9 protein-coding genes are annotated in these 12,634 nt (G+C 34.4%); 6 read left to right on the top strand and 3 right to left on the bottom strand.

Going from position 1 to position 12,634, the window contains the following annotated elements; translation table 11 throughout:
* Positions 1-225 precede the first annotated feature (225 nt).
* From ABDJ41_RS14190 to ABDJ41_RS14180, 3 genes are all read left to right on the top strand, one after another.
* Positions 226-1,767 (top strand): PQQ-dependent sugar dehydrogenase, encoded by a 1,542-nt coding sequence (locus ABDJ41_RS14190; protein WP_349786712.1) that lies wholly within the window; start codon positions 226-228, stop codon positions 1,765-1,767.
* A 352-nt stretch (positions 1,768-2,119) separates the two neighbouring features.
* Positions 2,120-3,022, top strand: a complete 903-nt coding sequence (locus ABDJ41_RS14185) for an RpnC/YadD family protein (protein ID WP_349786711.1) — start codon at positions 2,120-2,122, stop codon at positions 3,020-3,022.
* A 108-nt stretch (positions 3,023-3,130) separates the two neighbouring features.
* Complete coding sequence (locus tag ABDJ41_RS14180; protein ID WP_349786710.1) at positions 3,131-3,634, top strand: HEAT repeat domain-containing protein; 504 nt, start codon at positions 3,131-3,133, stop codon at positions 3,632-3,634.
* Positions 3,635-3,723: 89 nt separating this feature from the next.
* Here the strand turns inward: ABDJ41_RS14180 and ABDJ41_RS14175 are convergent, their stop codons facing one another.
* Complete coding sequence (locus tag ABDJ41_RS14175; protein ID WP_349786709.1) at positions 3,724-4,332, bottom strand: hypothetical protein; 609 nt, start codon at positions 4,330-4,332, stop codon at positions 3,724-3,726.
* 944 nt (positions 4,333-5,276) lie between these two features.
* Here ABDJ41_RS14175 and ABDJ41_RS14170 point away from each other — a divergent pair.
* From ABDJ41_RS14170 to ABDJ41_RS14160, 3 genes are read left to right on the top strand one after another with little or no spacing between them, the layout of a single operon-like run.
* The gene (locus ABDJ41_RS14170; protein WP_349786708.1) at positions 5,277-8,282 is read left to right on the top strand and encodes a SusC/RagA family TonB-linked outer membrane protein; all 3,006 of its coding nucleotides are present in this window, start codon (positions 5,277-5,279) and stop codon (positions 8,280-8,282) included.
* A 10-nt stretch (positions 8,283-8,292) separates the two neighbouring features.
* Positions 8,293-9,690 (top strand): RagB/SusD family nutrient uptake outer membrane protein, encoded by a 1,398-nt coding sequence (locus ABDJ41_RS14165; protein ID WP_349786707.1) that lies wholly within the window; start codon positions 8,293-8,295, stop codon positions 9,688-9,690.
* A gap of 12 nt (positions 9,691-9,702) precedes the next feature.
* Entirely contained in the window at positions 9,703-11,214 is a 1,512-nt protein-coding gene (locus ABDJ41_RS14160; protein ID WP_349786706.1) for a TlpA family protein disulfide reductase, read from the top strand.
* A gap of 8 nt (positions 11,215-11,222) precedes the next feature.
* Here ABDJ41_RS14160 and ABDJ41_RS14155 read toward each other — a convergent pair whose 3' ends face one another.
* Positions 11,223-12,272 (bottom strand): hypothetical protein, encoded by a 1,050-nt coding sequence (locus tag ABDJ41_RS14155; protein WP_349786705.1) that lies wholly within the window; start codon positions 12,270-12,272, stop codon positions 11,223-11,225.
* A gap of 62 nt (positions 12,273-12,334) precedes the next feature.
* Entirely contained in the window at positions 12,335-12,589 is a 255-nt protein-coding gene (locus tag ABDJ41_RS14150) for a DUF6520 family protein (protein ID WP_349786704.1), read from the bottom strand.
* Positions 12,590-12,634 lie beyond the last annotated feature (45 nt).

The raw sequence follows: 12,634 nt of genomic DNA, 5'->3' as shown, positions 1-12,634 counted from the left end.
AGAAATAGAAAGCATATGTTGAGGTTTATTTGGTTAAATAAATATATTAATATTTTTTTAAATGTGTAGCGATCTTTTGAAATTTATTTGTTTTTAGAATTGTATTTTGTTTATGCGAATGGATTATTTTGTGACGAACAGTTGCGCGTAATTATTCAATTACTTAATTTAGAGATACAATATAGTAATCAATACTATCCTTTATTACTATGAATTTTAATTAAAATGACCATATCATTTAATAAAATAAGAATAGCCCTTATATTGTTGTTTTTGTCAGTAAGCTGTTATATTAGCCTGAACTTCGCTGCTGTTGGTCCAAGTGTAAAATCAAGTACAGATTCAGTAAAGATTGGGTACAGTACCATCATTTCCAATCTGGATGTCCCATGGGAAATGATCTGGGGGCCAGACAATACTATATGGTACAGCGAGCAGAATGGAAGTATCAGTAAGGTAAATCCAGGGAACGGAGAGCATAAATTAATGCTGAAGATAGGGGACTATTACAGGAAGAAGCTAGGTCTGCTAAGTATGGTATTCCATAAGGGGATGAAAAAGGAACCTTATCTCTTTGTGTACTATTCTTTTTTAAAAGATGAAAAAGTATTTACAAAAATTGTACGGTATACCTGGGAAGCAGATTCATTAATCAAGCCAAAAACACTCCTTGAGATTCCAGCTCATACAGGTCATATGGGAGCCCGCCTTGCTATTGGCCCTGATAATAAACTCATGTTAGCTACCGGTGATCTTACAGATGCTAAGAGTGCTCAGAATCCAAATACCCTGAATGGGAAAATCTTAAGAATTAATTTAGACGGAAGTATTCCGGAAGATAATCCACAGAAGGGAAGCTATGTCTGGGCAAAGGGATTTAGGGTTCCACAAGGTTTGGCTTTTGGCGCTAAAGGACTTCTGTATACTTCAGAACATGGAGATGCTACTGATGATGAAGTGAACCTCATTACAAGAAATGGGAATTACGGTTATCCGAATGTTACTGGGATTTGTGACAACCCGGCAGAAAAAGTTTTTTCTGCTAGTAATGTGGTAACAGATCCTTTAAAAGCCTGGACACCAACTATCGCTCCTTCCTCCATTGCATATTATGGGGCCTCCGCAATACCTCAGTGGAAAAATTCATTACTGGTTACTACACTTAAGGAAAGTGATCTCCGGATATTAAAACTAAATGAAGCTGGTGATAAAGTCATTTCAGAAAGCATTTATCTGGATCAGCAATTCGGGCGACTACGTGATGTTTGCGTTTCTCCTTCCGGAGAAGTCTTTGTTTCCACCAGTAATCATGACTGGAACCGGACCAATAAATATTCGAATGAAAAAGATGACAGGATCATCAGGATCGCTCCCCTCGGTAAATCCTCAGCGCTAAACGAAGTCCTGTTATCAAATACACAAAATAAAGATGTAAAAGGAGTAATTATCGGAAAGGTTCTTTACAATCAATATTGTGCTTCTTGTCATAAAGAAGATGGCAACGGTCTTGCGGGAGTATTCCCTCCTTTAAGAGATGCAGAACAAGTGACTGGAGACAAGAAGAAATTCATTGAAATTGTTCTGAATGGCATTTCAGGTCCTATAAAAGTAAAAGGCGAGGAATATGATCAGCAGATGCCGGCATTCAGTTTCCTGAAAGACCAGGAACTGGCAAAAATTTTAAGTTACGTCCGTTCAAATTTTTCCAGCACACAAAATAGTCGCGTGAGTGCAGAAGAAATAAAGAACCTAAGAGAATCAAAATAACTATAGCAACAAACAACATTCTGTTCGTTGCTACATTCTTTGTCCTTAAACAAACTTTATATTACATGTCGCTATTTTTTCTGAGGAAAATGCAGTATTTTAATTAAGTGAATTTTATTATAAGTGTTCTAATTACGTTTGCTGAGCACAATCAAACTAATTATAATAGAAGAAATAACTTCTAAGACAGTTGTTTGCCAGAATCATATTTTGTTTAAGGCTCTTAGGTTACTCTATAACTAATCTTATTTTGATTTTTGAGGTTTTTATGGTGGAAAACTCAGTGTTTCAGATAAAGCAGTCTTCTTGTTTTATATCTCATTATTTTTGTTAAATACCAATTCTTAATTAAATGGAAGAGCAAAGATTCCAGCGGTTTGTTGTTAAATCAAGAGAGGCTTATAAATATTCCTGGTGTTTCTCAACTGCTATTGTTTGCGAAGAGAACGGTATTTACAAACAAAACAGCCAATATGATAAGGTGTTTCGTGAAAACATGCGTTTCACTTTACCGGGGATCTTGGAGAAAGTACTTAAACTCAATATTGTTGCAAGTGCTGAGCTCAAAGACAAGATTCAGATTACTAAGCAGAAAGAGGTTGATGCATTACGGGTGGTTACTGATGCCAGTGGAGAAACTTATGTGCTGCATATTGAGTTTGAATCAGGTAATCCAGACAAGATGAATTTCAGAATGGCTGAGTATCGTGCAATGTTGCACCAGATTTACGATCATCCTGTAAAGCAATATGTCTTGTATTTGGGTAAAAGCAAGAGCAGGATTTCTAACAAAATTAGTTTACCAAAGTTCAGGTTTGAGTACGATTTAATTTCTTTCTCTGACTTACCTTATGAGTTGTTTTTAACTTCAGCAAGTCCTGAGGAGCAAATTTTAACAGTATTGGCCGATTTTGGAGATGCAGATCCAGATAAAGTGATCCAGGAGGTTCTGGAAAAAATTTGTAGAGATGACCATGGAAAGTTAATAAAGAACAAATATTTTGAACAGTTGCGCGTAATTATTCAATTACGTAATTTAGAAACACATTTAAACAAGGCTATGTTAACAGTAAATTCATTTTTTAAAAAGGAAAGAGATGTTCTATTTAAGTGGGGCCTCGAGCAAGGAATAGAGCAAGGGGCAGAAAAGCGAAGTAAGGAGATGGCGCGTAAATTAAAAGACAAAAATCTATTATTAGTAGATGAAATTGCAGAATTAACGGGGCTTTCAGCGGAAGAAATTGAGGCTTTGTGATTCTGCTGATGTGATGGAAATGTTATTCCTTTTTTGCCTCTTTTTTTATGTTATAGAATGGCAGCAAAGAGCTAGCGGGTACTTATATTAGAGTAGAATTTGTTATTTATGGCAGTGCTTGAACAATTAATTGAACAATATAGGTCTGAATCTAATGAGGATCTGAAAGCTGATATTATACTAAGTGAATTTGAAGATCTGGAAGTAAATGATAAATGGGATTTCCTGTTGCAGCTAATCAATGATAAAAATACCTATGATCTGGTAAAAATTAATGTGTATAAAATTATTGAGATTGCTGAGCTTTCAGAAATGGATTTGATAAAAGTAAAATCCGCGGTTCTTATAGCAATTAATAATGAAGAGGACGAATTGGTTCGGCAATGGGGATTTATAAGTCTGACCAACAATTTCTCTAGCTTCCATGATGTGCTAGATCTATGTATTACCACGGTTGAAAATGAGGAAGAAGACTTAGATGTGAGATATAGTGCTTTTGGAGTAATCAAAAATTCTAGTGCGAAAGAGAAATTAGAATCATTTCAAAAAAGACTACTTAAAGTCGAACAATTCAAAAAATCAGCAGAAAGATTTTATAAAGAAATGAAATAGGGTGCCGATGTTTGAGTGCCTGGATGTTTCATCCAGGTTTTTTTATGTTCTATTCACCTTAATTAATTTCAAATTCTTTATTGTTTACTTTATTTTTCAGATTTGAGGGATATAGCATTTTTGTAAATCTTTTCTTGGGCTTTCTCACGAACTTCTGGCATTATTTTCTTTGCCAGTTTATAGATTTTTTCAGGTTTCTTATTTGTTGATGTAGGCCTTGTTTCTTTAGTGTCAATAACCAAGTCTTTCAGAATGCCTTTGTTCCATTCTATAGATTTACCAGTCATATGTTTAATGAGATCCTTCGGGAACTTTGCTATTATCTGGGAATTGGTAAATTCATCATCAGTCGAATATTCACTGAGTACTACTATTACATTTTCATTTATATTACGAGTGCCCTTTTGTCCAACCTTGATATTACCTTCTTTCTTTTCGACTTTATTTTTAGTGGCGACCGGTAAATCTTTAATAGCCGGAGGTCCTTGATTTGTTTCTTTAAATTCGCAATAGGTTAAACCATATATACCTGCTATTGATTCTGCAAGATCAAGAGTTAGTGTTTTTACACCTCTTTCTAAGCCAATATATTTTAGTTGCTTATTTTGCAAAAGATCATTCAACTCCTGTTCAGTTAATTGAAAATGTAATCTAAATTTCTTAGCCTTTTCTATAAAGTTATTTCTATGCTGATCCATTAATATTTAAATCGATATCATTATATTTTTATATGTCTAATAATTTCTTTATCTTTGTTATAGTTAAATAAGCGACAAATAGAGTAGAGTGCTTTAAGTTCTATTCAATGATGTCACTCATGAGTGTAAACCGTCAAATTTCCACATGAGTTGATTGTGAGTTCGCCATGACTATTGTATTTTAATTATCTTCGTGATATTAAACCAATAGGGCGAACTTCATAGCAGCCTTTTGTGGAACCAGGTTTCGACTTGGCGGTTCTTGACGGTACCTCACTCAAAAGCATTGAAGTTCGCCCTATTGGTCTTAACCAATTAGGCTCTTTCATTGCTTTTATGGGTCACATCGTTAAATAACCAAATACTAACTGTTATGAAAACGAAAAGGTTAAGCTATGCCACATGTCTCTGTCTACAGACGATAGAATGTGTTAATCCTCTTAAATTCTTTTTAAAGAACGAACTTTGTTCTCCACCGTAATGATTGCAAGAAAAACAAGTAAATAAGCCAAGAAAAGCTAAGTGTGAAAAGAGCGCACATTTATCTCAGAGGGTTATATTAACTTGTCACCAGCCCTTATAAAGTTTTTTAGGATTTAAAAGGTACATTACTATGGTTTGTCGCGATTCCAAGGTAAGGCGTTTTTTCCAATAAAGCAAAATGATTTAAATCAACCGCGTTACATTGATTGCGGTAAGGGCTGGTATTTATACTTTCTATTATACTTCTTATGCCACAAATCTGAGGAACTATTATTTCACTAGCATTGCTATGCCTTGAGTATTCAGAGAATGAAAAGATCGATTATCCCAACAAAACATATTCTTATTAATGCACACTCAACAATAGATCTGTGTATCTGCGTTCCGATATATCATGATTCTTCATAGACCCTGAAATCATCTTTATTTTTCTTTAATAACTAACCAATAAATATAACCATATGAATAAAACGATACTAACCGTCGTAATGGCCACGCTTTGCCTAAATTTTAGCGCTATATCCCAAGAGCAGGTAAAGCCTCCTCCTTTAAAAAATCAAGGAGTGATGGGGAAAGTAATATCAGCTTCAACAAATGAACCTCTTTCTGGTGCGGTAATAAAAATAGCAACAATTAATTATACTGTGGTTAGCAATGATAGAGGAGAGTTCGTTTTAACCTTAAGCAATAAAAGATATAATTTATCTATATCTCACCTTGGTTATAAATCCCAAAACATTAACATTCAAATCCCGCTAAAAAATCAGCTCATCGTCGCGTTGGAAACGGAGGAGCAAGACTTAAAAGAAGTAGAAATCAATGCAGGGTATTATACGGTAAAGGATAGGGAAAGAACTGGTTCCATTTCAAGAGTTGATGCTAAAACAATTGGTCATCAGCCAGTGAGTAATGTAATGGGGGCTTTAACTGGAAGAATGTCAGGGGTGCAGATTACACAACAAACTGGAGTTCCCGGAGGTGGGTTTGATGTTATGATAAGGGGTAGAAATAGTGTTTCTAGTGGTAATACCCCTTTATATATTATAAATGGAGTACCTTTTACTTCCACTTCTATTAGCTCTGCATCAGGAACAGGTATTTTGGGGCACCATGCTAATCCATTAAGTGTAATTAATCCAAGTGATATAGAAAGTTTAGAAGTACTCAAAGATGCGGATGCCACTGCAATATATGGTTCTAGAGGGGCTAATGGTGTAATTTTGATAAAAACAAAGACTTCAAATCCGAAACTAGGTAATATTGAATTTGAACTTCAACAGGGAATAGCAAGGGTTAATAGAAAACTTGATCTCTTAGGTACAGAAGAATATCTGGAAATGCGGAATGAGGCTTTTAGAAATGACAATGTAGTGCCAGGTGCTTTTGATTATGATGTAAATGGCAAATGGGATCAAAGCCGTAATACGGATTGGCAAAAGGAACTGATTGGTGGTACTGCTACGACAACAACTTCTCAGTTATCACTTAACGGAGGAAATGTTAATACAAACTTTAGAGTAAATAGTGGATTTTATAGAGAAACGAGTGTTTTTCCTGGTAGTAGTGCTTATAATCGTAAAACAGTGGGTTTGACACTTCATCATCATTCTATCAATCATAAATTTAATGCTAATTTCTCGGCAAAATATGCTGTTGAATCTAATAATATATTTTCTAATGACCTTACTTCATTAATTAATTTACCTCCTAATGCTCCAACACTTTATGATCAGTTTAACCAATTAAATTGGGAAAATGGGACTTGGAATAATCCTCTTGCATTTTTAAAACGGAATTATGAGACACTCACCAATAATATAATTGCCAATACTAATTTGAGTTATAAGTTGTTTGACGGATTGGAAATAAAAACGAGCTTAGGTTATACAAATATTAGCCGCCAAGAGATTCAGACTAATCCACTAGCTGCCTTTAGTCCATTCCAGAATTACTGGACTAAAGAAAATATTTGGACAGATTTTTTTAATGGTAGTACAGGTAGTTGGATTTTAGAACCTCAGATTTCATGGCGTAAAAAAGTAGAAAATCATCTGTTTACGGCTATGGTTGGTGGTACATTACAGCAAGATTTAAGAAGTAGTCAACGGTTAAAGGCGATAGGGTTCAGTAATGAATCATTGATGAGAAATATTCTTTCAGCAAATAAGCTGGAAGCTATGGAGAATTCGTACTTACAGTATCGATATATTGCATTATTTGGGAGATTAAACTATAATTATAAACAAAAGGTTTTAATCAATTTTACTGCCAGAAGAGATGGGTCTAGCAGGTTTGGACCAGAAAATCAATTCGCAAACTTTGGAGCTGTAGGAGCTGCATGGTTATTTTCAGAAGAGCCATTTGTAATAAAAGTATTGCCATTTTTAAGTCTGGGGAAATTAAGAGCTAGCTACGGCTCCAGTGGTAATGATCTAATAGGTGACTATAGATATCTTGAACTATGGAAATCAACTAGTAACAATTATAATGGAAATTCTGGCCTTTATCCAACGAGGATTGGTAATCCAAATTTTGCTTGGGAACGTAATCGGAAATTTGATGTTGCCCTGGAATTAGGTATCTTAAACAATAAGATCCAGTTCTCTACAAACTACTATCGAAACACTTCCACCAATCAACTTATTGACTTTTCCTTACCACCTAGTATAGGTTTTACTGGTGTGCAATATAATTTGAATGCAGAAGTAAGAAATTCAGGTTGGGAGTTTGAATTCAATTCTACTAATATTAAGAAACTTAATTTTTTGTGGAACATGTCATTAAATGTGACTATACCACAAAATAAGCTCGTTGCATTTCCAGGTCTGGAGGAGTCAAGTTATTACACTAAATATGAAATAGGAAAGTCTTTAAACATAAAAAGAGCATTTAAACTAAGTGATGTACATCCTACGCGTGGTATTTATACTTATGTTGATTATGATGGAAACAATTCTGTTGAGTGGCCAAATGATTTGATGTCAGTTAATCTGGACCAAAAATTTTATGGGGGCCTTTTCAATAGTTTCTCTTATAAGGGGTTTGAATTGAACTTTATGATTCAGTTCGTAAGGCAAACTGGGATAAATTACAAAGCCGCTTTTTATCCTCCGGGATTTATGATGAATCAACCTTATGATGTAATGGATCGATGGCAAAAAGAGGGAGATATAAAAAGCATTCAGAAATTTACGCAAGCCTATGCTGAAGCTTTCAATGCCTATTATGAGAATGGAGATCTTTCTTATAGCGATGCATCCTTTCTAAGATTAAAGTCGGCGTCTTTTTCTTATACTTTTTCTCCTAAAAGCCTGAAACGGCTTCCGATTTCTTCGGCAGGCATGTTTTTACGGAGTCAGAATTTATTAACCATTACAAATTTTAACGGCTTAGACCCAGAATCACAAAATGTAATGACATTACCATCATTGGGAGTCCTGACTATAGGATTCCAGCTGAAATTTTAAAATAAATAAAATGGAACAAGTAAAATGTATAGTATATAAGTTGCGACAATTAACATATGTACTTTTAGGAGGTATCATATTTCTGCAAATGTCTTCTTGCAGAAATTTCCTCTCTATTGATCCCCCGCGTGATCAGATTATTTCCAATGAAGTTTTTAAAGATGAAGTTTCGGCAACAGCCGCGCTCACTGGGATCTATAGTAGGATGATGGAGGAAAAGCAGGGGTTTGCCAGTGGGGGAATTAGAAGTGTTACCTATCTTACTAGTCTCTCCGCAGACGAACTTACCGAGGTAACTCCGGGAGAGTTTTATAGAAATCAACTGTTGCCTATCAACGGCATTATAAATGGATACCTATGGTCAGAGCCTTATCAATACATTTATTCTGCAAATACTATAATTGCTCAGCTTAAGTATTCATTGATTAATGAGAGTGTAAAGAAACAGCTTATTGCAGAAGCAAAGTTTGTTAGGTCTTTTTGTTATTTTTATCTTATTAATTTGTTTGGTGATGTACCTCTTTATTTAACAGCTGACTACAGGTTAAATCGGTTAGTATCTCGTACTAGTAAAGATATTGTATATGAGCAAATAATTAAAGATTTGATCGACGTTCAGTCTGAACTATCAGATCAATTCTCACCGAAAGGAAGAATCAGGCCAGGTAAATGGGCCGCAACAGCTTTATTAGCTCGCTGCTATCTATATGTAGAAAATTGGAGTGAGGCTGATAATCACGCAAGTACAATAATCAGCAGATCAGATTTGTTTTCAATTCCTAAGGATTTAGACGCGGTTTTTTTAAGTAGTAGTCCTGAAGCAATCTGGCAATTGTACCCTAGAAGTATTGGTGAAAATACTTACGAAGCTGGAACATTTATCATTCCGACAGTACCAGGAAATTCGGTTCTTTCATCAAGCTTATTGAATTCATTTGAGCAGTATGATCTTAGAAGAATTCACTGGATCAATCATGTTCATAGTGACGCAGGCTTATTCTATTATCCATTTAAGTACAAGATTACCTCTAGGTCTTCATCGGATGAATATTCGGTGATCTTTAGACTAGCTGAACAGTATCTGATTCGCTCAGAAGCAAGAGCTCACCTTAATAGAATTAAAGATGCACAAGCAGATTTAAATGTAATTCGTGGAAGGGCAGGGTTGGATAATATTACTGCGAGCGATCAAGCCTCCTTACTAGGAGCCATAGAATTGGAAAGACAGAAAGAATTATTTACGGAATGGGGACACCGTTGGCTAGATCTTAAACGTACCAATCGGGTAGATCAGGTTTTGAAATCTATAAAATCGCCTAATTGGCAGAAAGAAGATGCCCTCTATCCAATTCCAATGGATGAGATTAGCCGGAATAAGAACATTAAACAGAACAATGGTTACAAGTAATAGAAAATTAATATGCGTTTTACAATATTCTCCTTTCTTTTTATAGTTAGTTTTCTTTGTGCTAAAGCACAGCCAAAGGAACGTGTTAAGGTTGCAGGCTTTTTTACTGGCCAAATAAAAGATTACGATCCTTCAACTAAGGATTCATTGATGGTAGCATATTATCCAGACCAAAGTTTGAATACATCTGATGAACCACAGTTTTTTATCCATCCTGATGAAAATGGGGAGTTTAAATTTGAAATCCCGCCAGTCTCACATCCTATTCGGATCTTATTTGGCTTATTTACAAGTAAACCGATATTCATAAACGATTATCTGATGGAGCCTGGCGATAAAATACATATGGAGATTCGGTACAATGAGGGACAGATTAAGGTGAAGTATACAGGAAATGGAGCTTCAAAATATGCAGCTAAGGACTTAATTTCGATAGAAAATGATCTCTGTTATGAAAGAGTAGGTGCGTATGAATCTAGTTTACAGTTGACTACTTCTGTCACAGCTAATTTTGATTCTCTGCAGGTTGAAAAACATTTAGCAGTTTATAATATATTAAATGAGAGTCTAATTCGAGTAAATAAAATTTTAGATCAGATTAGGAATAAACGTAGTAAATCAATGTATAGGTTAATTAAAGCAGATCAATTAAGCTTCTATGGAAGTAATTGGCTGTTACAGTCGAGATTCTTTTTGAATAATTGTAAAAGCAATAAGCTTAAAAAGAAGATAATTGATCGATATAACCAATTTAAATCCGAACTATATTTTAAGAATGCTCCAATTAATGCTTACTCGTTAAATGTCATTAATTTAAATTTGCAAGAGGCACGATTTGATTTATACTTGGAAAATGAACTCAAACCTTATTCTTATACCCGCCTGTATCAACGGATAAAGACTAGTTATACTGGAAGATATAGAGAAAGAATGTTACTTCATTTTTTTAATGATCCTGCTAATTTTCAATTTATTACAAACTATAGTCAGGTTGAGTTCGGAGACTGCTTAACAGATGCTTTGTCGTATTTTAAAGATCCGCCTATCATAGCCCTAATAAGACGTAAACTACTATTAAAAAAGGGGGCTCTAGCATATGATTTCACTATGCCAGATCAGAATGGTCAATTGCATAATTTACATGATTTTAGAGGAAGTGTTGTGCTTGTTGATGTGTGGGGGGAAGGGTGTACTGCTTGTACGCATTTTTCTAGCGTATTCAAAAAAGAGGTTTATCCACATCTCAAGGATCTAGAAAATTTTAAGGTTATTAGTATTAGTATTGACCGTAAAAAGGAGGTTTGGCAGAAAGGGATTAATAGTGGCAGGTATACTCAGCAAACTTTCACAAACTTATACACTGCAGGAATAGGGGTTGAGCATCCTTTTTTAGAATACTATAATGTAAAATCAATCCCTTTTTTGTTGCTAGTCGATAAGTATGGGCGAATTTATACTGAATTTCAGGCTAGTATGAAATCTTCTCAAATTTTATCTATTATTCATCGGGCTCTGTCAGAATAAGGTATAGGTTACAGATTTAAATTGAAAGTAAGTATGTCTTGTCCATATACAGCAATTATCGTTTTATCTGCAATAGCGAAATCAGTAAGTGTTTTATTTCCGTGTTTCGGGAGGTAAAAGCTATATCGATAGTTTCCATTATTTGAATTATAAACATCAATTACACAATATTTATTAAAAACATCATAATCTTCATTATCAGATTTTAAAGTGGAATAGATATATAAATTTTCATCCAGTATATAGGATTTTTTATTTATTAAGTGAGCTGGTGAAGAGAATGTTGTTGTTTTTTCTTTTGATGTTGAGAAATTGGAAATAGTCAACTTCGCTTTATAGTTTGTATCAATAGTTCTTGTATCTAATAATACATTTAAATTTGTATCCAACACAGTAAATTGATTTCTATAATAGTACATGTACATCAATTTTGCTGATAGTGGGTCATATTGCAATTCACCATCTGTACAGAAAAATCCGTCAATTTGCTTTTTTAATTTATATTGTTTTTTCACTATTAAATTAGGAAGAAATGAGACTTTTTCGATGATATTCTGTTTAAGGACCAGGTCATAACTTCTAATGAATATAGATGAAGGAGAAATTGGGCTAATCTGATCAAAATGTAGTTGATCCATATTTTTAAATTCAAAATTATTTTTTCCCAAATTACTATAAGAAAAAGAAGGTGTAATGATATCTGTCCTAAAATAAAAGGATGATCTAATAATATTTTTTACTGCTTTCCAAGCTAATCTTTTGTGATCTGGTATTGGTAGCGTCATTTTATTTATAGATGTAAGTTTAAAGTCTAATGCTAATACTTCTCCCACATCAGTTGCATTCCCGATATAAATAATGTCATTATAAATGCCAGCCAAATAGTAGTTGTCGCTAGGTAATGAAAGTTTATAATTTTCACCTAAAGCGTGTGGTGGAAATAATCTCACAAAGCCATTTTTTGAATGGTTTCTTTTGTATGAATACTGATTTAAGCCAAGAATTAGGAGTATGCTTAAAAAGGTAATACTTATTATCTGGTAAGTAGCTTTTTTCATTATAATATTAGTTGTAAACGGCAGTAAGAGCCTCATTCTTACTGCCGTTGGGAGGTGATTACTTACGGTCTTTTATAAGTGATTGGAGGAGTAACCAATGAACTACAGTTCGGTAAACTGTAAAGTTCAAGGGTTTGCTTACATGCAGACCCGGTAAAATTTGGGTCGCAGGTAATGGTATTACATTCCGAATCACTTACTCTTTCATAGTAAGTTGTAACAAGATTCTTGTTACTCGTCTTTGTATTTGCATTCATTGCAAACACTCCGCCTACTGCTACTATAGCCAGCGCAGCGGTTAAAAGATGTTTCTTCATCTTTTTAGGGTTTAAGGTTGTGCCTACTTTGTGTCCAGGTGTTCG

The organism is Pedobacter sp. ASV1-7, from assembly GCF_040203335.1.
GTDB lineage: Bacteria > Bacteroidota > Bacteroidia > Sphingobacteriales > Sphingobacteriaceae > Pedobacter.
Note: the sequence above shows the minus strand (reverse complement) of the source record. Positions and strands in the feature narration are given on the sequence as shown.